The 22,689-nt window shown below is 44.9% G+C and carries 18 protein-coding genes; 12 read left to right on the top strand and 6 right to left on the bottom strand.

The window, feature by feature from the left end; translation table 11 throughout:
* Positions 1-948 precede the first annotated feature (948 nt).
* The 3 genes from ACBR23_RS19865 (at position 949) to ACBR23_RS19875 (ending at position 5,445) form a co-directional block, all read left to right on the top strand.
* Positions 949-1,587: a Tfp pilus assembly protein FimT/FimU gene (locus tag ACBR23_RS19865; protein ID WP_371120314.1), complete on the top strand. Its 639-nt coding sequence runs from the start codon at positions 949-951 to the stop codon at positions 1,585-1,587.
* A gap of 192 nt (positions 1,588-1,779) precedes the next feature.
* Complete coding sequence (locus ACBR23_RS19870) at positions 1,780-2,658, top strand: class II fructose-bisphosphate aldolase (RefSeq protein WP_340519957.1); 879 nt, start codon at positions 1,780-1,782, stop codon at positions 2,656-2,658.
* A gap of 549 nt (positions 2,659-3,207) precedes the next feature.
* Positions 3,208-5,445 (top strand): Tex family protein, encoded by a 2,238-nt coding sequence (locus ACBR23_RS19875; protein ID WP_371120313.1) that lies wholly within the window; start codon positions 3,208-3,210, stop codon positions 5,443-5,445.
* A 452-nt stretch (positions 5,446-5,897) separates the two neighbouring features.
* Here the strand turns inward: ACBR23_RS19875 and ACBR23_RS19880 are convergent, their stop codons facing one another.
* Complete coding sequence (locus ACBR23_RS19880; protein WP_371120312.1) at positions 5,898-6,410, bottom strand: hypothetical protein; 513 nt, start codon at positions 6,408-6,410, stop codon at positions 5,898-5,900.
* A 133-nt stretch (positions 6,411-6,543) separates the two neighbouring features.
* Here ACBR23_RS19880 and ACBR23_RS19885 point away from each other — a divergent pair, with 133 nt between their 5' ends.
* From ACBR23_RS19885 to ACBR23_RS19895, 3 genes are all read left to right on the top strand, one after another.
* Positions 6,544-8,913 (top strand): FAD-dependent oxidoreductase, encoded by a 2,370-nt coding sequence (locus ACBR23_RS19885; RefSeq protein ID WP_371120311.1) that lies wholly within the window; start codon positions 6,544-6,546, stop codon positions 8,911-8,913.
* Positions 8,914-9,378: 465 nt separating this feature from the next.
* Positions 9,379-10,206 (top strand): type I methionyl aminopeptidase, encoded by an 828-nt coding sequence (gene map / locus ACBR23_RS19890; protein ID WP_341739732.1) that lies wholly within the window; start codon positions 9,379-9,381, stop codon positions 10,204-10,206.
* A 278-nt stretch (positions 10,207-10,484) separates the two neighbouring features.
* Entirely contained in the window at positions 10,485-11,177 is a 693-nt protein-coding gene (locus ACBR23_RS19895; protein WP_340518945.1) for a response regulator transcription factor, read from the top strand.
* Between the two features lie 287 nt (positions 11,178-11,464).
* Here ACBR23_RS19895 and phnE read toward each other — a convergent pair whose 3' ends face one another.
* Both phnE and ACBR23_RS19905 read right to left on the bottom strand, forming a co-directional pair.
* On the bottom strand, positions 11,465-12,259 hold the full coding sequence (phnE, locus tag ACBR23_RS19900) for a phosphonate ABC transporter, permease protein PhnE (RefSeq protein WP_371120310.1): 795 nt from the start codon (positions 12,257-12,259) through the stop codon (positions 11,465-11,467).
* Positions 12,260-12,369: 110 nt separating this feature from the next.
* Positions 12,370-13,110 carry a phosphonate ABC transporter ATP-binding protein gene (locus tag ACBR23_RS19905; RefSeq protein WP_371120309.1) on the bottom strand — a complete coding sequence of 247 codons (741 nt, stop codon included), beginning with the start codon at positions 13,108-13,110 and terminating at the stop codon, positions 12,370-12,372.
* Between the two features lie 170 nt (positions 13,111-13,280).
* Between ACBR23_RS19905 and ACBR23_RS19910 the strand changes: the two genes are divergently transcribed.
* Entirely contained in the window at positions 13,281-13,502 is a 222-nt protein-coding gene (locus tag ACBR23_RS19910; RefSeq protein WP_371120308.1) for a hypothetical protein, read from the top strand.
* A gap of 35 nt (positions 13,503-13,537) precedes the next feature.
* On the opposite strand, the gene ACBR23_RS19915 is transcribed toward ACBR23_RS19910, so the two are convergent.
* Together ACBR23_RS19915 and priA are read right to left on the bottom strand one after the other, a co-directional pair.
* Positions 13,538-14,512, bottom strand: a complete 975-nt coding sequence (locus ACBR23_RS19915; RefSeq protein ID WP_371120307.1) for a phosphate/phosphite/phosphonate ABC transporter substrate-binding protein — start codon at positions 14,510-14,512, stop codon at positions 13,538-13,540.
* A gap of 340 nt (positions 14,513-14,852) precedes the next feature.
* On the bottom strand, positions 14,853-17,420 hold the full coding sequence (gene priA / locus ACBR23_RS19920) for a primosomal protein N' (RefSeq protein ID WP_371120317.1): 2,568 nt from the start codon (positions 17,418-17,420) through the stop codon (positions 14,853-14,855).
* 497 nt (positions 17,421-17,917) lie between these two features.
* Between priA and ACBR23_RS19925 the strand changes: the two genes are divergently transcribed.
* The 5 genes from ACBR23_RS19925 to panB all read left to right on the top strand — a co-directional run bounded on the left by ACBR23_RS19925 (position 17,918) and on the right by panB (position 21,987).
* A complete protein-coding gene (locus ACBR23_RS19925; RefSeq protein ID WP_371115334.1) occupies positions 17,918-18,862 on the top strand; it encodes a fused MFS/spermidine synthase in 945 nt (314 codons plus the stop codon).
* Between the two features lie 39 nt (positions 18,863-18,901).
* A complete protein-coding gene (locus tag ACBR23_RS19930) occupies positions 18,902-19,072 on the top strand; it encodes a YqaE/Pmp3 family membrane protein (RefSeq protein WP_341739738.1) in 171 nt (56 codons plus the stop codon).
* A 218-nt stretch (positions 19,073-19,290) separates the two neighbouring features.
* Positions 19,291-19,725: a hypothetical protein gene (locus ACBR23_RS19935; protein WP_371120306.1), complete on the top strand. Its 435-nt coding sequence runs from the start codon at positions 19,291-19,293 to the stop codon at positions 19,723-19,725.
* Between the two features lie 270 nt (positions 19,726-19,995).
* On the top strand, positions 19,996-20,658 hold the full coding sequence (locus ACBR23_RS19940) for a hypothetical protein (RefSeq protein ID WP_371115336.1): 663 nt from the start codon (positions 19,996-19,998) through the stop codon (positions 20,656-20,658).
* 552 nt (positions 20,659-21,210) lie between these two features.
* A complete protein-coding gene (gene panB, locus ACBR23_RS19945; protein WP_341738040.1) occupies positions 21,211-21,987 on the top strand; it encodes a 3-methyl-2-oxobutanoate hydroxymethyltransferase in 777 nt (258 codons plus the stop codon).
* A gap of 70 nt (positions 21,988-22,057) precedes the next feature.
* On the opposite strand, the gene ruvC is transcribed toward panB, so the two are convergent.
* A complete protein-coding gene (gene ruvC / locus ACBR23_RS19950; protein ID WP_371115337.1) occupies positions 22,058-22,591 on the bottom strand; it encodes a crossover junction endodeoxyribonuclease RuvC in 534 nt (177 codons plus the stop codon).
* Positions 22,592-22,689 lie beyond the last annotated feature (98 nt).

The following is a 22,689-nucleotide window of genomic DNA, read 5'->3' on the forward strand; positions in this document are numbered from 1 at the left end:
GAGAGGGGGAAGTAGCGGTTGTAACCTCTCCCACTGTTCGTTACTTAAGTCTCCTCGGTTCATGAGCGTTAAGTGGTTGCGATCGCCTATTTTCCAGTATACAACGAGTTTGAAAACACGCCCTAGGGGGGGTCGAAGAATGTTGCACGATATTTACAATACCAATTAAAAATTTGACTATTAAATCTAGATCTGAACGAGCCGAGAGGGCGGGCACGGGGGCACCGCCCCTACAGAAGGGGGGGATAAGAGTACGATTTTTCGTCCCTCTTCTCCCATCCCCCCATCCCCCCTAGGGGGGGCAGGGGCAGGGCCATTGGTGTCAACTTAACGTCAAACCGATAGTCCGACAGGGGTTTAAACCCCTGTCTCAAAGCTAAAGTCCTCTAAAAGAGGACTAATGAGTTGAGATTCTTCTCTTCAGTCCTCTTTGAGAGGACTTTCGCTATTAGCCAGGGGTTTCAACCCCGCTTAGGACTCGCGGACTCGCAGATGATCTGCTTAAGTTGACACCAATGGGGCAGGGCTGTTTCATTCTGGTGACAAATCATCGTTTTGTAGGGGTAGTGCCCCCGTGCCTACCCTCTTATACCAATTTCATAAAGTAGCGCTACATATCTACCCCCCCAACCCCCCCTTGCCAAGGGGGGGCTTTGAACTACATCTGTAGTATGACTTTATGAAAATGGTATTAGTCTCAGAGATGGGGGCGGGCACTCTTGGCACCGCCCCTACAAGAGAATGAAACAGCTCTGCTCAGCTTCGATAAATCGCGGAGGATGCCAAATGCGATCGATATTTCACAAACACGCTCCACATCCAAAGTGCGATCGTACCTTTCCTTAAAATTCCGTAAATACCGATCTACACATACACAAAATTCAGCAATTAATATAAACCTAATTCAATTAGATAACTTTTCTTAACGCCATTTAGGAGTGCATCTAAATGTCAATTCATAAAAGTTTCACAAGCAGAGCAACAGCCTCTGCTGCGGGTTTTACAGTGGTTGAACTACTAACCATAGTATTAATTTTAGGCATTGTCAGCGCAGTTAGCGCTCCCGCTTGGCAAATGTTCATCAACAACTACCGCATCAAAACATCAGTCGATCGCGCTTATCAGGCCATGGTAACAGCCCGCAGCAACGCCAAACGTGATAAAATTGCATGGCAAGCCAGCTTCAAACAAGTAGGAAACATCGTACAAGTAGCCATTCACAAATCCGATACTCCCCCAGCCACAGTACCAGCCGGTGAATGGAAAAGCTTAGAGCCAGATATTCAAATACATACAGCAATTAACGACAAAGGAGAATCGGAAACAACACTGCTCAAAATTGATGGAAATAACAAACCCACAGACAAAGGAACCTTCCGACGAGCTATGTTCAATTTCCAAGGTTGCCCAGTTTATAACAGTGAAAATCAGTGTGGATTAACCAGTTTAGAAGCCAAAGGCAGGCTCACACTATCTCATCCTCATCTCCCAAAGGGCGATCGATGTGTGATTATCTCCACAATTTTAGGACATAAACGCATCGCCCAAAGACAAAAAAAAGCTCAAGATGGCAGATATTGTTACTGAGACTGTTACTGAGGCTGACGGTTGAATCCTGAAAGCGCGATGGAAAATTTGGGGATAGGAACTCCGGTGTCTGAAAGCTCAAAACACTGGAGTTTTTAGGCGATCTTTTGCCACAATTCCGTACATTTTATACATTTTGTACATTCACCGATAAAATTGTAAGTATTCAGAACCGTTTTGAGCCTGGTACTTATGCTGACATCAACTAGCGAATTGCTGGAAACAGCCCGGAGAAATGCTTATGCGATCGGGGCTTTTAATGTTTATAACCTCGAAGGAGTTAAAGCCGTGATTGATGCAGCCGAAGCGCTTCAAAGTCCAGCCATGCTTCAACTTCACCCCAGCGCCCTTAAATACGGAAAATCGCCTTTAGTCGCCCTTTGCATGGAAGCAGCCCGCAAATCCTTAGTACCCATCGCCGTACATTTAGATCACAGTACCTCAGAAAAAGACATCCATCTAGCCCTAGCCACCGGTATCAAATCAATTATGGCAGATGGTTCTCCTTTACCCTACGAAAAAAACTTGAGTTTTACCCGTGAAATGACTCTATTATCCCACGCTAACGGCGCGGTAGTTGAGGCAGAAATTGGCAGAATTAGCGGCACGGAAGATGGTTTGACTATTGAAGCAAAAGCTGCAAAAATGACCGACCCCTTACAAGCAGTTGAGTTTATTCAAGCAACTAAAGTGGATTTTTTGGCGGTAACAATTGGCAATGTTCATGGTCAATATTTGAGTGAACCAAAACTCGATTTTCCCCGGCTGGCAAAAATCCGGGCTTTGGTTTCAGTGCCCTTAGTGCTGCATGGTGCTAGCGGTTTACCCGAATCAATGATTAGTGAATCTATTAAATTAGGTGTCTCTAAATTCAATGTCAACACCGAAGTTCGGGAAGCTTATATGGAGGTGTTGAAAACTAGCAGTTCTTTGTCAGATCCTGATTTGCTGGAAGTGATGACAAAGGCGATCGATGCCATGCGATCGGTGGTGGCAGGCAAACTCAAGCTTTTCGGTTCCGCAAACAAAGCCTACTTGCACCAATCTCCCTATGCAGAAACATTCAAATGACCGAAGAGTCGGAATTTGAGAAATGACTGCATTTATGCTAAAATCACTATAATACTCCTAGCCCCTAGGAATATATTTGCCAAACACAGATGCACCCGGTTCTTATTCCTAAAATTCCCCCCTTGGGGGGGGCAGGGGGGGGGTTCTTCGGGAGCATCCCGATGTTGTAAGGGCGAAGCATGACCGCAGACAATTTATTAGTAATAACCAGAGATTTACAGCCGTCATGCTACAGCCCCTAGGAATATATTTGCCAAACACAGATGCACCCGGTTCTTATTCCTAAAATTCCCCCCTTGGGGGGGGGCAGGGGGGGGTTCTTCGGGAGCATCCCAATTTCGCATAGGCGAAGCATGACCGCAGACAATTTATTAGTAATAACCAGAGATTTACAGCCGTCATGCTACAGCCCCTAGGAATATATTTGCCAAACACAGATGCACCCAACTCTTCTTAATCTCTTCTCCTCTGGGGTTAATTTTTGTGATTAATCCCCGCCACTCCTAAATAATTACTTAATCGCCAGCAATTGACCAGAAAATCTGCACTATGCTCAACATTCCTCAACTAATAGCTCAAGAACTGTCCATCAATCTTGCTCAAGTAAACAATGCTCTGGAACTCTTCTCTGAGGGAGCAACAATTCCATTTATAGCCCGCTACCGGAAAGAAAAAACCGATTCTCTTAATGAAATTCAGTTACGCGATATCTCCGATCGCTTTACCTATCTGACGGAAATCGAAGACCGCAAAAAATCTATTTTAGCGACTATTTCTGCCCAAGGAAAACTCACGGAAGAACTGGAAGCCAAAATTCAATCTTGTTTGCAAAAAAATGAATTAGAAGACCTTTATTTACCTTATAAACAAAAGCGGCGGACGCGAGCAACAATTGCCAGAGAAAAAGGTTTAGAAGCCCTAGCAGAGTTTATCCAGTCTTTGAATCAACCCGAAGCTCAACCAGCAGATGTGGAAGCAGAAGCAGCTAAATACATTTCGGAAGAAAAGGGAGTGAAAACAGCAGAAGATGCTCTCAAAGGTGCTGGGGATATTTTAGCAGAAGGTGTTTCGGAAAAAGCAGAGTTGCGGGCATACTTGCGAGAGTTTTTGATGGAAACAGCATTGTTTGTCTCGAAGATTAAAGAGGATTTTCCTGAAGGAAGTACCAAGTTTGAAATGTACCGCAATTACCAAGTGGCTGCCAGAAGTGTTAATTCACACAATATGTTAGCACTGTTTCGGGGGGAAAGTGAAGGAATATTGGATTTAGACTTGACTTTTGATGAAGCAGCGGTGATGGCTTATCTGGAATTTCAGGAAATTAAAACTAAGATACCCTTTGTTAAGGAGTTTTATCGATCGATGTTGAAGGATGCGTTTAACCGACTGATGAAGAATTCTTTGATGACGGAAGTGCGATCGCACAATAAAACTGCTGCGGATATTGAGTCGATCGCCACTTTTGAAACCAATTTCCGGGAGTTGCTGCTGTCTGCGCCGGCGGGAATGAAGCCCACATTGGCGATCGATCCGGGATTTCGCACCGGCTGCAAAGTTTCCGCCCTGGATGAAACTGGACAATTTTTGGAATATCAAGCGATTTTTCCACACCAAGCAGCCAGTCAGAGACAGCAAGCTGCTAAAATTGTCAAGCATTTAATTGAAAAATATAAAATTGAATTAATTGCGATCGGCAATGGTACCGCTTCCCGCGAAACCGATGAATTTGTGGCCGAAGTTTTGGCAGAATTAGACACCAAGCCAATTAAAGTGATGGTGAATGAATCCGGCGCATCGGTTTATTCAGCCAGTGAAGTGGCGATCGCCGAATTTCCCGATCTCGACATCACCGTCAGGGGCGCAGTCAGCATTGGAAGACGTTTACAAGATCCCTTAGCCGAACTGGTCAAAATCGACCCCAAATCCATTGGAGTTGGACAATATCAGCACGATGTTGACCAAAAACTGCTGAAAAAGAAACTAGATGAAACAGTCGAAAGCTGTGTCAACTATGTAGGAGTAGATTTAAACACAGCCTCCAAAGAGTTGCTAACTTTTGTGTCAGGAATGAGTCCAACAGTAGCCAAAAATATTGTCAATTACCGCAACGAAAACGGCGCATTTAAAAATCGTCGCCAACTCCTGAAAGTCCCCAAACTAGGTCCCAAAGCCTTTGAACAAGCAGCCGGATTTCTCCGCATTCGCAACGGCGAGAACCTGTTAGATAATACCGCAGTCCATCCCGAAAGTTATGCAGTAGTTCAGGCGATCGCCAAGGATTTGAACATACCGCTAACCCAAGTAACACAAATAGCCGAAAAACTCAAGGGTGTAAATATTAAGAAATATGTCACAGAAAAAGTGGGCGAACCAACCCTGCGAGACATTATTTCCGAACTAGAAAAGCCAGGCCGAGACCCGCGAGCTGAGTTCAAATACGCTACTTTTAAAGAAGGAATCAAAGGAATGTCTGACTTGACAGCGGGCATGGAATTGGAAGGAATAATCACGAATGTAGCTAACTTCGGGGCTTTTGTCGATGTGGGAGTACACCAAGATGGTTTAGTGCATATTTCTCAATTAGCAGACAGATTTGTCGAAGATCCCAAACAGATTGTGAAAGTCGGACAAGTGGTGAAAGTCCGAGTTTTGGAGGTGAATGAGAAGTTGAAGCGAATTAGTTTAACAATGCGATCGCCAGAGGAAGCAAAGATCGATCGCAAAATCACTTTACCGCAAAGAGCGGCCACCGTTAACGATTTGAAAGTAAAGTTTAACAAAAGGTGATTTCAAGACGGCGGGGGTAGGCACGGGGGCACTACCCCTACAAGAGAATGAAACAGCCCTGGGCAGGGGGGGTTCTTCTCCCAGAATTTCCCCCCTTGGGGGGGTGACTTCTCCCAGCATTTCCCCCCTTGGGGGGGGGTGACTTCTCCCAGAATTTCCCCCCTTGGGGGGGGCAGGGGGGGGTTCTTCTCCCAGAATTTCCCCCCTTGGGGGGTGATATCGTTTCCGGCTGCATCGGAATGATTTAACCACAGAGAACGCAGAGAACACAGAGGGAGATAAGAGAGATGAATAATTCCGATGTTACCGGATTTGATATGACTTCTCCCAGCATTTCCCCCCTTGGGGGGGCAGGGGGGGTTCTTCTCCCAGAATTTCCCCCCTTGGGGGGGTGACTTCTCCCAGCATTTCCCCCCTTGGGGGGGGCAGGGGGGGGTTCTTATCCCTTCTACTTAATTAAACAATGTAGATAAAAACTTAGTAGCGATTTTTGCTTCTATCTTAAACGGAACTATAAACAAAATCAACCCAAATATAAACATTCCTAACAAGGGAAGAAATATAGGTCCCACAGACGGTTCTGCCAACCAAGCAAATAAAGCAAAAATGCCAATACTACCTGTGAACCACAACCAAAAAATCATAAATATCATCACAAGTTTATGCAAACTCATGTTAATATCGATTACACAACCGAAGGGTTGAGGATGTATTTCTCCTTGAATAAATGGCAGGAAAGAATTGCGACCGCTGATAATCCGACTAATTTTAAAAGTCTTGCCATTTATGGTTCCCTCATAAGGTTTGGGAGGTGGTGGCCCAAAAGGTATCACGATTCTAAAAATTTTGGGAGTATCGACAACTTCATCTAATCTTTGTAGAACCTTAGAAAAACTTAAAGTTGTGGTAATTTTAAATTTTTCAAAAGGGAGCAATAATCGAAAAAATCTGAGAAGGTTGCTCATCGGGTTCATGGGAATATTAAATAGTTGTTATACTTACTAATGCGCCAGAAAAATAAAAAAGTTGCTCTGACTGTACACTTAAATGTCAGTATAGTGCAAAATAAAGATTTGGACGCAATAACTATCTGGAGTTATGTCAAAATTTAACCAACAATCTGCGATGAAACTGCCAAGCTATTTATTCTGGCTCAAAAGTCGATCGCTCTTGAGCCTATCTCTCGGTCTAATTTCGGTAATATCCACTATTTCACCCGTATTTTCCGCGCCGAATCGCAATCTAGATCGCGAGGAAACTTGTGATATTCTGGTAGCAGGTGGCGGACTGGCTGGTGCTGCTACCGCCTACGAAGGTTTGCGGGCTGGTCGCACGGTTTGTATGACGGAAATTACGGACTGGGTAGGTGGCCAAATCTCCTCCCAGGGAACCTCTGCACTGGATGAAAGAGAGACTCAGCGATCGCTCTTATTTTACCCCCGCGGCTACCTAGAATTGCGACGGCGCATCAAGGAACATTACGGCCGTCTTAATCCCGGAGGCTGTTGGGTTAGTTATTCCTGTTTCATGCCCTACGACGGTAACAAAATTTTATTTGAAGTGTTACAGGATGCTGCTAAAACAGGAAATGGTAAGCTGAAATGGTTTCCCAATACGGTAATTAAAGAACTAGAAATTACTCCTGCTGTGGCGGGAAATGCGGTGGGTGGTCAACAAATTAAAAGTGCGATCGCCATTTCGCACCAACCAGCCCCCAATACCCCACCAATCAACACCGAAACCCTTTCTAAAACCATCGAAGATGCCTACCGCTACGAAAATTCGGCGCGATTTAACAAAACCATTATCCGGTTTATTCCCAAACCACGTCAGACCCCCCCTAACCCCCCCTTACCAAGGGGGGGGAATGCTACAAGTTCCCCCCCTTTAGTCAGGGGCGAGAAGGCCACAAGTTCCCCCCCTTTACAAGGGGGCGACAAGGCCACAAGTTCCCCCCCTTTAGTCAGGGGCGAGAAGGCTACAAGTTCCCCCCCTTTACAAGGGGGCGAGAAGGCTACAAGTTCCCCCCCTTTAGTCAGGGGCGAGAAGGCCACAAGTTCCCCCCCTTTAGTCAGGGGCGAGAAGGCCACAAGTTCCCCCCCTTTACAAGGGGGGGCTAGGGGGGGTGCTGATTGGTACGTTGTCGATGCCACAGAAACCGGCGAATTAATCGGACTAGCCGACGTACCCTACCGCCTGGGGATTGACCCCCGTTCCCCCCTAGAACCTTCCTCTGCAAGTCCTACGGGTGATGCTTATTGTACTCAAGGTTTTACCTACACCTTTGCCATGGAGGCAACGAAGGAACCCCAACAGCAGCAACAGCCATCTTTCTATCAGCAATATGCTCCTTATTACAGTTACGAATTGCAGAGATTAGCTAGTTTTCCTTTGGTTTTCAGCTACCGCCAAATCAGGAGTATGAAACCCGATGAACCGCGCCCTGCCGACCCCAAGCAATTCCCAATTTACCCTGGGGATATTTCCATGCAAAACTGGACTTGGGGTAATGACTATCGCCCTGGTTCTTCCCAGGATAATTTAATTTATTCTCGCGCGCAACTCGCAGCGAACGGTCAACTACAACCCGGTGGCTGGATGGGTGGTTTGCGAACAGAAACTTTGCGGCGTGGGGAAGAAAATGCTAAAGGCTTTTTCTACTGGTTGGTAGCAGGAACCACTGACTCGCAACTGGGTAATGGTGTGAAAAAGCCTTATCCAAATAATCGATTTTTGAGCGGACTAGATTCGCCGATGGGGACCGTTCACGGACTTTCTAAATATCCTTATATGCGGGAGGGCAGACGAATTATTGGGAGACCAAGTTTGAGTCAGCCTCAAGGTTTTACGGTGTGGGAAGTTGATATGTCTCGCACTAATTTTAAGGATAGTTTTTACCGTCAGAATTTGTCGGCGGAAGATTACCGGAATTTGTGGCTGAATTTGGGTGGTTTGAATGCGCCGGCTTTGGCTGTGGGTAGTCAATCGGTTGAGAATACAAAATCGCGATCGCGCGCTACTATTTATCCAGATGCTGTGGGTATTGGTCATTATGCGATCGACTTTCACCCCTGCATGACCAACAGTCCCCCAGAAGCACCAGGAAACACCGAACGTGAAGGAACTCGCAAAGGTCAAGGTCAAGCTTATCCCTTCCAAATTCCGCTGCGGGCAATGATTCCTCAGAAAATTGATAATATGTTGGTGGCGGGTAAAAGTATTGCTGTCAGCCACACAGCGGCGGCTGCTTATCGGGTGCATTCTTTTGAATGGTCCGCTGGTGCGGCGGCCGGAATTACGGCTGCTTTTTCCCTAGAAAATGGGATTATACCTTATCAATTGGTGGACGAATTGCCGTCCCGCGAGCCCAATTTGGAGGTGTTACAGTTGCGGCTGCAACAGAATGCCAATCCCATCGCATTTCCGGGTACTTCTATTTTTAATAGTTCCTGGCAAAACTGGAAGTAATCTTAGTGGTTATTGGGAATTGGGAATTGGGAATTGGGAATTGGGAATTGGGGCCCCCCTACCATTGGTGTCAACTTAAGCCTGAAACCCTTGGTATCTATCGTTCGTAGCCAAGTCTAGATCCCCCTCGCATCCCAGGGCTGTTTCATTCTCGAATTTTAGCACAGCTAAAATTCTGAATGAAAAAATTCACATCCTCATCGGAAACTCAAAATTCAACTATCAATTTTATTGATAGTTGAATAAGCTGCTTTGATTGCTGTGAATAGGTTTGGGGACTATATTTTAACCCACATTCCGCGTAGGTGCCAGTTGGGGGTGCGGAATATGGGTTAGAGTACGAGCGATCGTGTTTTTCCATCTCCCAGGTCAGCAACCGGAAACGATTTCAATCCCTGTCCATATTTGGTACAATTTAGTTTGCAAGTCTGAGAGTGTCAAAGTAGAAAATTACTCGATTAATACATGAATATTTTTAGCGGTCTCCTTTCTAGCCCAACTCAACAACCCCAAGTCAAAAAACAGCGCCGAGGCATTGAAATTAAATCGGAACGCGAAATCGAAATTATGCGGCAAGCAGCCAAAATTGTCGCTACTGTCCTAAAGGAAATTTCCCAAATGGTGCAGCCGGGAATGACTACGGCAGATTTAGATGCTTATGCGGAAAAACGCATTCGTTCTATGGGTGCAACTCCGAGTTTTAAAGGCTATCACGGCTTCACAGGCTCCATTTGCTCTAGTATTAATAATGAAGTAGTTCACGGTATTCCTAGTAAGAAAAAAGTGATTCGGGCCGGAGATGTTCTCAAGGTGGATACGGGAGCGTATTATCAAGGTTTTCACGGCGATTCTTGTATTACGATTCCCGTTGTGGAGGTGACACCGGAATCGGCTAAGTTAATTAGAGTTGCTGAGGAAGCTCTCTATAAAGGCATTGAACAAGTAAGGGCTGGTGCTTATTTGCTCGATCTGGCTGGTGCGATCGAAGATCATGTTAAAAGTAATGGTTTTAGCATCGTTGAGGAGTTTACAGGCCACGGCGTTGGGCGCAATTTGCACGAGGAACCGTCGGTTTTCAATTTCCGTACTCGCGAAATGCCGAATGTAAAATTGCGATCGGGTATGACATTGGCGATCGAACCAATTTTGAATGCAGGTTCTAAGTATACTCGGACACTCGCTGATAAATGGACTGCTGTCACGGTGGACAATGCCATGTCTGCTCAGTTTGAGCATACTGTGTTGGTGACGGACACCGGCTATGAAATTTTGACCGATCGCTCTAAAGTTTAAACAGTTTGGAGTTTTGACCTCAAGTTTTGATGGTCGAGATTGGTTGACTCTTCGACTTATACCATTTTTCTAAAGATGTGCTATTGATGAAGTCTTAGCCCCCCCTTAGTAAGGGGGGGTTGGGGGGGTAATATTAGCAGTCCTTGGGCAGCACAGATACCAACCGCCGCGGAGTCGAAGAGCTCAACATACAATATTTGCCTTCATTAGTCAAGATAATAATAGTTAAATTTGGCAAAATTTTAACATAATAGTAATAAAGGACAAAGGTAAGAGAAATGTCAGCACGATTATTACTGGTAGATGATGAACCGGGCTTGCGGGAAGCAGTACAAGCTTATTTAGAAGATAGTAATTTTGTGGTTGAGGTTGCCAGTAATGCTCGCGACGGCTGGGAAATCTTGCAAAAGCAAAATCCTGATTTGCTCATTTCCGACATTATGATGCCCCAGGTGGACGGCTATCAGTTTCTCAAACAAGTGCGGGAAGATCCTCGCTATAAGGCTTTACCCGTAGTGTTTTTGACGGCTAAGGGCATGACGAGCGATCGTATTCAAGGCTATACAGCAGGTTGCGACGCCTATCTTTCTAAGCCCTTCGATCCCGATGAATTAGTGGCCATTGTCACCAATTTGCTAGCTCGTCGCGCGGCGGCTAAGGAGATGAGCGAGAATGGGGAAAATCCCGATATTGCAGCTTTGGCCAATCAGATGGCGAGAATTGAGTCTTTGCTGAGCGGACGGAGTTCGATAACCCAAAGTCCTTCCCTGATTAAAATAGATTTGACTCCGCGAGAACAAAGTGTTTTAGACTTAGTTGCCCAAGGTTTGATGAACAAAGAAATTGCCCGCCGCTTAGAAACTAGCGTGCGTAATGTGGAAAAATATGTCAGTCGTTTGTTTAGCAAAACAGGTACTAACAGTCGCACAGAATTAGTTCGTTACGCCCTCGAACACGGTTTAACCAAGTAAGAATAACTGGGCATAAGCCCAGTAAATTTTTAACCCGCTGGCAGCCGCAGGGCTGTTTCATATCAATTCCGGTTGCACCGGAATGATATGGCTTTGGTTTTGGGCCACCAGTGAAAACAAGTAATATCAAATCCGGTAGCATCTGAATGATTCAGATCTCTATTCTCTCCCTCTGTGTCCTCTGTGTTCTCTGCGGTTAAATCATTCCGATGCAGCCGGAAACGATATCATTCCCCCCTTGGGGGGGGCAGGGGGGGGTTCTTTGCACCTTCGCGGTTCAATTAATCTTACTTAGCTTCTAAACGCTGCCGCCATTTACTACTAATCACATCTATAACCGTCACCACAACTAACAAAACTAACATCATAGTTGTAGCTTTATTGTATTCAAAAGCTCGAATATAATTAACTAATTCAAAACCAATACCACCAGCACCAACTACTCCCAAAACGGAAGCAGCGCGGATGTTATATTCAAACATCCACAGGGTATAACCCAACCCTAGGGGCAATACTTGGGGGAAAATTCCATATTGGGCAACTTGCAGCCAAGATGCACCTCCTACCTGCAAAGATTCGATCGATCGCACTTCTACAGATTCGATCGCCTCCTGGTAAAATTTAGCCAAATAGCCGATCGTATAAATGCCCAAAGCCAAAGTACCCGCCGGTGCCCCCAAACCAGTAGCCGATACAAACAACAATCCTAACACAATCGAAGGCACGGCTCGCACCGCATTTTGGATAAAATTAGCCGGCAATTGCAACCACGTTGGTGCTATATTATGGGCGCTACAAATAGCGATCGGTACAGAAAAAACTGCCCCCATAGTGGTTCCCCATAAAGACATTTGAATAGTCTCAATCAAAGCCTTGATTGCTACATCTATAATTTCCAGATTCGGAGGCCACAAACGGGAAATAAAATCGGTCATGTAAGGCCAACTGCTAACCAAGGTTTCCGCGTCAATTTCTAATCCCCTGAGCGCCCAACCATAAATTATAATTAAACCTGCTATAATCCCTAGGTTTTTTACCCAACTATAGTTTTTTGATAAATTATTTAGTCTTTTTTCGTTCATTTGTATTTGTTTATATTTTTATTTACAGTGATATTTTGTGTTTGGTGATTTTTTTTTATTAACCGCAGAGGGCGCAGAGGGCGCAGAGGAAGAGTGGAGAAGGGTAGAGTTTAGACTGCAATTTTGGAATGTTTTAATCTGCTGAATTTTTCTGACAAGTTTTGACATTTGCCATCATAGATTATTTGACCGGCATCGAGGACGATCGCCCTTTCTGGATAATTGCTCGCCATGGCTAAGTCGTGCAATACTACCACTACTGTCATCCCCTGTTCTTTGTGGAGTTTGGCCAGAATTTCCATGACTTGTCGGGCGGCGATGACATCTAATCCGGTGGTAGGTTCGTCGGCTAATAAAATCCGTGGAGATTCAATTAAGGCGCGGGCTATGGCTACTTTTTGCTGTTGTCCGCCACTGAGTAGTCCAGTTTTTTGATATGCTAGGTCTTGGAGTCCGAAATCTGCGAGTAATTCCAAAGCTCGATCGCGCTTTGGTTTCGGAAAACCCCACAGTGTCTGCCAAGTATTTAAGCTTCCTAAACAACCGCACAACACATTCTCGATTGCCATGGACTGCTTCACCAAACCGCCACCTTGAAAAATCAAGCCGATATCCCGACGAATTCGGGCGATCGTGCGCGTATTCATCACCATCTCATTAATCCGCATCTCTCCGGTTTGGACGGGGACTAAGCCAACAAAGGAGCGCAATAGGGTGGATTTTCCCGCACCGTTCAAACCCAGTAAGGCGACAAATTCTCCTTGTTCGATCTTACAATCAATTCCGTTGAGAATTGACCGATTTAGCGAGGGAGAATAAGCTGTTTTTATTTGAGAACATTCGATGGTCATCGTCAGTATTTATTGATAGATTTTGGAACAGCAAATTACCAGTTTAAGGCAATTTTTAGGCTGAGGTAGAGGGTGCATCTGTGTTTTGTAAATATATTCGTAGGGGCGAAGCATGACCGCAGACAATTTATTAGTTATAATCAGAGATTTACGGAGGTCATGCTTCGCCTATGCAAAATCGGGATGCTTCCGAGGCGGAGCCTCTGGAACTGCATTCCCAGGCAGAGCCTGGGAACGAGGTAAATCGGGATGCTTCCGAGGCGGAGCCTCTGGAACTGCATTCCCAGGCAGAGCCTGGGAACGAGGTATTGCTCCCTGAAGGCAATTTTTATGCTGAGGCAGAGCCTGGGAACGAGGTATTGCTCTCTGAGCGTGGTCGAAGAGAGCAATGACTCACAGTCAACAGTAAACAATAAACCTCATCAAATTACGGGTCTAATTGAGCCCGTTTCAAAGCTTGACTTAACGTTGCTAAATGGGTGTTGTGATCGACTTTTACTAATTTCTGGGAATTGTATAAACTGCGGAACAATGAATTGTTTGTCGGCTCATTCATAGTCAAGAAAGCATTAATTAGCTTTTCTCGCATTGGCGCAGGAATGCGATCGTCAATCACAATTCCATGGGCGGGAACTCCCGGAACTTGTTGCAACACTCGCAATTGTTTACCTTCTGCTGCTGTAATCCAAGGTGGTAGCAAAGCATATTCTGATACCGCAGCAACTTCTGCTTGACCTTTTAAAACTGCTTGTAAAGCGCTACCGTAACCATCACCATAGGTGACATTTCCGAAGAAACTTTCTAATCTATCTGGTCCTGATACTAATCCTTGACCAACCAACTCTCCCACTGGAAAAATAAATCCCGAACCGGAAGTCCGAGAGGTGAAAGCAATTTTTTTACCTTTCAATTGTTCTAGGGTTTGCTTTGCACTACCTTTCGGGCGTAGGGGGCTGTCTTGACGCACGACAAATACAGAATCGTAGGTATTTCCGCCGGAATAATCGCTGCGAACTTCGGCTAAATACATCCGTGCTTTGGCTAATTGCTCAGCTTTCAAGGCGGCGCGCCCTGCGACAAAAGCTACATCAGCTCTATTTGCTCTCAAAGCTTCGACGGCTGCGGTTTCGTCGCCGATGACTGCTTCGACGGGAATTCCCATCGCTTTTGAGAGTATGGCTGCTACTTGATTAGCTTTGTTTTGCAAATCTGTGGCATCTCTACGATTGGCAAACACAATTCTAATGCGATTTATTGGAGCTTGTGCTCTCAAATCTCGATCGCCTTTGGGAGTCTGTTGGGCGATCGCCTTTTGCCCAATTCCCATGGTATTCGCAGCCAAACTCCCTAGCAGCAACAATCCTGCGCTAGCACCAGCCAGCACTTTTAAACTTAAATTCATTAATCTCTCTCCTGTTTTAGCCCCAATGCTAGTTTAGCTTTTGATAATTAATTGCAATAACTAAATCATCTTAAAGGTTTTTTGACAATTAAGTGCAACAATGAACGATAGATATTGTTTATATGACTTATAATAAAAAGTTATCAGTTGACAGTCCAATATCTGCCTAGGATTGGCTGTAGGGGCGGGTTTTACCAAAAATAGGGGAAACTGACAAACAATCTAAATCAACCCGCCCCCACCCTGCAATATTTGCCTAGGATTGTTTGTAGGGGCGGGTTTTACCAAAAATAGGGGAAACTGACAAACAATCTAAATCAACCCGCCCCCATCCAAGCAATCAACCAAAATTCAACGGATCGACATCAATAGTTAAACTAACAGAACGAGGAATGCGATCGCGCAATCCGATCAAATCCGACAAATCCACCGACTCATCCAAAGGTAACTTCAGCAAAATCTGCCACCGATAACGATTTGCCACCCGCATAATCGCCGCCGGTGCGGGCCCCAACAACTCACAACCCGGTAAAGACAATCCCTCAATATACTCCTGACAAACAGACGCCAATTGTACCGCCGTCACCGCAACTTCCGCCGCCTCCAAACTACTTAATCGCAACAAAACCAGCCGCCCCGAAGGAGGATAATTCATGGCCGCCCTTGCTGCTAATTCTGTTTCTACAAAACTTGCATATTCGTGCCGTCTAACTGCTTGAATTACCCGATGTTCGGGAGTATAAGTTTGCATAATTACCCTTCCCGGATCGTCACCTCTACCAGCACGCCCCGCCACTTGAGTTAAAGTTTGAAATGCCCGTTCGCTGGCCCGATAATCAGACAAATTTAGCAACCCATCAGCCGAAACAACCCCTACCAATGTTACCCCAGCTAAATCCAACCCTTTAGTTAGCATTTGTGTTCCCAACAAAATATCAGCTTCCCCCTGGGCAAATTGGGTTAATAATCTCCGGTGGTCGCCCTTATTTCGAGTCGTATCACTATCAAACCGAATTGCCCGCAATTGGGGAAACAATCTGGTTAATTCCTGTTCAACTCGCTGAGTACCACTGCCAAAATTTTTGAAGTAAGGAGACCTGCATTCTGGACAATTTTGAGGGTGTCTTTCTGTATGGTTACAGTAGTGACAGCGCAACATTTCTGATGTCCCTTCACCGATTTGGTGATAAGAAAGCGAAACATCACAATTGGGGCATTCCATCACATAGCCACAACTCCGACAAGAGACAAAGGTACTATGTCCTCTTCTGTGAATAAACAGAATACCTTGCTGTTGTCTTTCTTGCAATTCTTCCAGAGCATTTTGCAGAGAAACACTAAAAATTGAGCGATTTCCTTGCCGCAATTCTTGGCGCATATCAACGATTTCAATCGGTGGCATCGGGCGCGAATAAATACGTTCAGGCAATGATAAATAATGAATAGTTGGCAAGGAGTAATTATTAATTTGAGTGGCGAAAAAAGTCTCTAAAGCAGGGGTAGCAGAACCTAAAATTAGGGGACAATTTTCTAATTCTGCCCGCCATTTGGCTACGGTGCGGGCGTGGTAGCAAGGGGCTGGTTGTTCTTGTTTGAAGCTGGTGTCATGTTCTTCATCGAGGATAATTAAGCCTAATTGAGGTAAAGGTGCAAAAATAGCCGATCGCGTGCCGATGACAATTTGTGGGGTTCCAGTGAGCATCTGACGCCATGTATCGTAACGTTCTCCGTCGGAGAGGGCACTGTGATATACGCAAATTTGCTCGCCAAAACGGGCGCGGAATCTGTCTGTAAGTTGTGGTGTCAGGCCGATTTCTGGGACGAGTACGAGAGCGGATTTGCCACTAGCTAAGATTGGGGCGATCGCCTGTAAGTACACTTCAGTTTTCCCAGAACCTGTCACACCATGTAGCAGCACTTGACGAAATCCCGAAAAACTGTTAATAAATGCTAAAGCTTCAGCCTGAAAATCAGTTAAAGTTTTGGGTGAGTCGGGAATTTGGGGAATTGGGCGATCGCCCCTGAGCACTTCTCTTTGGTCAATTACCACGCTACCTTTTTGTTCCAAAGCTTTGACAACCGAGGAACTAGCACTGCAAATTTTTAATAAATCATTCACCCACATTTCACCGCCACCGCGTCGCAAAACCTCCAAGACTTCTTGTTGACGCTGGGTCAAATCCGTCACAAAAGCATTGACAATTAATGTGACTGCGGGTTTGAGTTTGGGTTTGGGAGGATTGGGAGGTTCTAAATAACTTTCTACCCAACCCCGTTTTAATAAATCTCGCAATCCCCTATAAGCACCAGCACCCTTAACTTGCCGCTGAAGGTATTGCCAAGTATAATCGCCGTTTTTTTGAGCTTGCAATAATTGTAAAATTTGACTAGCTGCGGGATTTAGAAATACTTCGGCATTTGGAGAAATAGCATCCTTAACTAACCGAATGCGACGCACAGAACGGCTTAACAATCCCGGTGGTAAGGAAGCTCTAATTACTTGAATTAAAGGCGTGCAATAATAGATAGAAGTGCGTTCGAGCAATTCCCAGTAAGTAGGAACAAAAAATCCAGTGCTGACCACATCTTCAACATCTTTAACCTTGGCGGGGTCTAAGTTTAGCGGTAGTTGAGAAACAAAACGAATGGCGATCGCCCCCACCTGTTGACTGCCAAATGGTACACTCAGAATATCTCCTGGTTGCACCGTCAGTTCCGCCGGCAACCGATAGGTAAATAACTTGTTTTCCTCCCCTGGGGGGTCCCCCGCGCCCCTGAAAGGAAAGTCTACCAAAACTTCGATCCACTGTGCCCGCACGGTGGGGCGACTTGGCGGTTGATTGCTGCCGTAAAATGCCCCAGCCTCAGCAGCGGAGGGCGTTGATAAAGCAAAAGTGACAGTAGACATAGCGTTACACACCAAACTAGAAAGAGCCACAGTCATGCTATTTTAGATTTTAGATTGCCCCGTCAGTCAGCCTGGTTTCGGAATGAATCTGGGGCCCCCGACCAAATAGCTTTCGATCAAAGAGAGTTTTCATTATCGCTCAATTTTTCAAAATAAAACATAAAATACTTCGCTGTTTTATACCCGACTTTTTAAAGAAGTTGGGCATTTTTTCTAAGCTTATTTGTGCATAATTTCTATTAATATTAACTATTAAATTTAGCTAATATAGCAGTTTTCAAGCAAGTGATATCAAATCCGTTAGCATCGGAATAGTAAATTAGAGTTAACCGTCAACTGTCAACTGTCAACTGTCAACTGTCAACTGTCAACTGTCAACCGTCAACTGTCAACTGTCAACTGTCAACATAACCTGTTTGTGTCGATCGCACTTACATCCGATCGCCATTTTGTGCTATGAATTACTACTTAAGTAATTTACACTGGGAGAGTATTGGATGTCAGGTAGCGAAGTTCGTGCAGATTTTTGGATGAGCGAGTACATTACCCCTTGGGATATCTACGTTCACGGCATCACGCGGGTGCTTGCTTACAAGAAAACAGCCTTTCAAGAAATGTACGTCGTTGAAACCGGTACCTACGGCAAAGGCTTAGTTTTGGATGGCAAATGGCAATCTTGTACAGGCGACGAGTTTTTGTACCACGAACCCCTAGTCCACCCAGCCATGACTATGCACGGTTCACCAAAAAAAGTCCTGGTTCTCGGTGGCGGTGAAGGAGCTACTATTAGAGAAGTGCTGCGCTGGAAAAGTGTTGAAAAAGTAGTGATGGTTGATATCGACGGCGAAGTAGTAGATGCTTGTCGCGAACACCTACCAGAAATGCACCAAAATGCCTTTGATGACCCTCGTTGCGAAGTAGTAATCGGCGATGCTTTAGACTATTTAGATAACAGTGACAGCGATTGGGATGTTGTCATTTCTGACTTGTCCGATCCCATTGAAGAAGGCCCTTCTTTCCAGTTGTTTACAAAAGAATACTTCGAGAAAGTTCGCCGCGTCCTGTCACCTACGGGATATTTTGTAGTACAAGCAGGCCCTGTTTCTCCAGCAGAAATGAAAATGCACGCCCGGATTGTGAATACGCTGAAATCAGTTTTCCCCAACGTTCAATCTTGCACCAGCTTTATTTCTACCTACGGAGCTCCTTGGGGTTTTGCTGTAGCTTCAACTCAGGAAATCAACACCCGTCCCGAACCCGAAGTTACGGACAAATTACTCGCCGAAAAAACCATCGGTGGGTTCCGAATGTTCGACGGAATTACACTGTTGGGATTAATGCAGGTTGCCGGTCACTTACGAAAAGTAATCGCCGAGGAAACCGAAGTTTACACTATGGCAGCACCGCCTAAATTTTTCGGGAAAGGTTCTGTCGGCCAGTGAAGCTAAATTGAAAGAGAAAAGTCGTTTGGAGTAACTCAGATGGGCAATTTAATTCGCATACTAGCTGCCATTTTTCTTCCCCCCCTGGGCGTATTTCTGACGGTTGGGATTGGCATAGATTTTTGGATTAACCTGGTTCTCACCTGTTTTTTCTGGTTTCCGGGTATGATCCACGCCATTTGGATAATTGCCAAGAACGATCGAGGTTAAGTTCCCGTAGATACTGTCTGGACAGGTTAAGACAGTATCTACAGTTGAAACGGGGGTTGAAATTAAGAAATTTCGTTATTGTCTGATTTTAGATGTGGTAGGGGCGGGTTTTACCAGCCATCTCTGTGCAAAACTAACTATCTCGTAAACCCGCCCTGGCCCATGCTATAACTATGCTAATCAAGTTGCTGTCGATTAAACCTGTGTCCAGATTTTCCATGGTTTGTGCTCTGGCGATCGCCCTTCTCCTAATCAGCCCCACTTTAGCCAAAGCTGAATCGCGAGAGCAAGCAGTCGATCGACTAACAGATTTCCTATTCTACAAGGTTAATCCTCAGTTAAACAATCGGAAACTGCAAACGGGCGATCGCGAATATATCCGTCAATGGCAAAAATTACGCGAGGCGATCGATCCGCGAGTTAAGCCCGCCCAAGAAGTCTGCAACACTCCGGGCCCAGGAGACATCGGATGGGAATTCACCACAATTAACGGCGAAACCTACGAACTAACTTACGATTTACTTGCAGATACAATTTTTTATAGTCGCCATCCTCAACGGACTGGACAGCCAATTCCCAAAAACGATAAAATCAGTATCAGTGAATGGTCAGCAATTCGATACTATATGTATATTTCTAATTGTGGAATTTGAAATGCGCTGCTATACAAATCCTTAATGAGTCGTAAATATTTTTACCCCACCCCAACCCTCCCCGAACTCGCGGGGAGGGAGTAAGAAGTTCCCAAATAATTTAGCATTACTAAATCGCAGCAAAGCACTTAGGTAGGATAAATTTGTATGAATAAAAAAAGTATAGCAATGTTATACCAATTTAAAAAAAGAATGCAACAGTATTCTTGTCCCCCCCCTTGGCAAGGGGGGGCTAGGGGGGGTCGAAGAGTGTTGCACAATTTTAGACAAATGGTATTACTACTAACCTTACTCGGAATCTGTACTGAATCTGCTGCGAAAGCTTTAGAAACTAGCAAAATACCACAGCAATTCAGTCTTGAAAATTATGCCAACGCCCCTGAAGAATTAGCTCTAAAAAAAGGTATGCCCTACGAAAATGCCCGTCAAAACCTCATCAAAAAAGGGTGGCAACCATACTTACAGGGTACACCCCGTAACCTGAGAAATCCTTCGGTGAAGGAGCTATTTGATTTGGGATATGAAGAGATTAAGGATTGCTCTGGCACTGGCGAGGGGCCTTGTCGGTTTGAGTTTATTAATAAAAAACAAGAACTGTTAGTTGTAGTTGCTACGACTATGGGAGCGGAAAATACAAAACGTTTCGTTAGGAATTGGTGGATTGAGAAAAAGACGGATACTAATCCACAAAGAGCGTCATCAAATATAATTGAAGAGGGTCGTTATTGGCTAGGTGGTACAGATGAGGGTTTGGAAGTGAAGGGAGGACGCTATCGATATTATGACGAGTCTGATATCGATCGACCTTGGCAACCCATCGCTGAGTTACAATATATCAAAAAAGGGGTTGTGTTTGATGGTAAAAATTATTGGTGTTTGTCTACAATGTTACCTAAAGGACAAATAGCTTCTTGTTCTAAAAACGGATGGTGAGACAAAGGGTAAAACCAAGGGTGAGACAAGATTTGTCGCCTGGTTGTCGCGAACATATAAACATTTATGAAGTTTCATCATGCTAATTAAATTGCCCTCAATTAAGTCGGTATCGAAGTTGTCAGCGGTGTGTATATGGAGATTGTGCCGGTGATGCTTTCTGGGATTTCGACTATCGTTATCATGGGCGATCGCTTGTTAGCGGAGCCCTCGAAGAGGATCGGGTTGCAGATACCATTTGGACTATCCGCGATCCATCGGGTGACAAAACTCGTGCCGATGTTTCTAAACAAGAATGGAAGAAGCTTCGACAATCAATATTTAGAGAGCATTTTTGCTATTAATCGGTAATATTTTTAAGCTTATAGCAATTTTTTATGAGGCTGCATAGAATCTGATCCCCCTTAACCGAGAGGGCGGGCACGGGGGCACAGCCCCTACTAAGGGGGTAACAGAGAAATTTTACAAATGATTTAGAGTTGCTAGAGAAGTTAAATAACAGTGATTTGATATTATAAGTAATCATCGGCGATTTTATATTTTTGCACTAAAATGTCAGTCACTACTCATCAATTAATTCAATGGAAACAACAAAGGCGGCCAATTGTGGCGCTGACAGCCTATGATTATGCGATCGCCCAACTCATAGATCTAGCCGGCGTAGATATCATCCTCGTCGGCGATTCCCTCGCAATGCCTATATTGGGCTATGAGACAACCCTACCACTAACTCTTGATGAAATGCTACACCACGCAAAAGCTGTGCGTCGCGGTGTGAAAGAAGCATTAATTGTGGTGGATTTGCCATTTTTAACTTATCAAGAAAGTGTCCAGCAAGCCATGCACTCAGCGGGCAGAGTTTTGAAAGAAACTGGCGCTCAAGCTGTAAAATTAGAAGGTGGGTATCCAGCCATGATAGCAACTATTTTGCAACTGACATCTGCCGGAATTCCGGTGATGGGACACGTCGGTTTAACCCCGCAGTCTGTACACCAACTAGGCTACAAAAAACAGGGAAAAACTGTGGAAGCAGGAGAGAGAATTGTGCAAGAGTCGATCGCGCTTCAAGAAGCGGGTGCATTTGCCATAGTATTAGAGCATATTCCCGCTGATTTAGGCGATCGCATTACTCAAAAATTAACTATTCCCACCATTGGTATCGGGGCGGGCCCGCACTGCGACGGACAAGTGTTAGTTACTTCCGATTTGTTAGGGCTTTCGGAAAAACAACCGCCTTTTGCTAAAGCTTATGCCAATTTGCGATCGACAATTACTCAAGCTGTGAAAGATTATTCCCTAGAAGTTAGAGAAGGCAAATTTCCCCAATAACTGCTTAGTCAGGAATTTAGTCTGAAAAGTGGGTAATTCCTGTCAGAGTCAGTACAGAAGGAAGATAAGATTAACTTTTGGCAGTTTGTAATGCTATTTTTTTCGGACAAATATCATCATCATACCAACCTGTTAAAGCTACGGCTAAAGCATCAGCAGCATCATCCGGTTTCGGAATATAACCTAATTCTAACTCCCGCGCTACGGCTTCTTGCACTTCCGATTTATCAGCATTCCCGCGCCCAGTTAAGGCTTTTTTAATTTGGGCTGGGGTAAACTCGAACAATGGTACTCCACACTGGGCTAATACTAGGGTCAAAACTCCCCGCGCTTGGGCTACAAGTATGGTATTTCCCATTTTGTAAAAGAAGAGTTTTTCGGCTATGGCTACATCGGGTTTTACCTGTTCTATTACGGAGTGCAAATCTTCGTAAATTGTTTTGAGGCGCTGTCCCATTTCTTGTTTTGGTGTTGTTTGAATTACGCCACAGTCAATCAGGGAAACGATGTTTTCATCTTGTTTTCCGGGGACTATGTGACAAGAAATTGCGCCGTAGCCGAGGTTTGCTAAGCCCGGATCTAATCCTAAAATTCGTGTTTCCATATCCTCATCATAAACTCCCGTATTTATCAGTGGGGTCGTATTCTGGAATTTAATATCAATTCCGGTTGTATCGGAATGATTTAACCACGAAGGCGCAA

This window comes from Microcoleus sp. (assembly GCF_041354475.1).
Taxonomy (GTDB): Bacteria; Cyanobacteriota; Cyanobacteriia; order Cyanobacteriales; family Microcoleaceae; genus Microcoleus.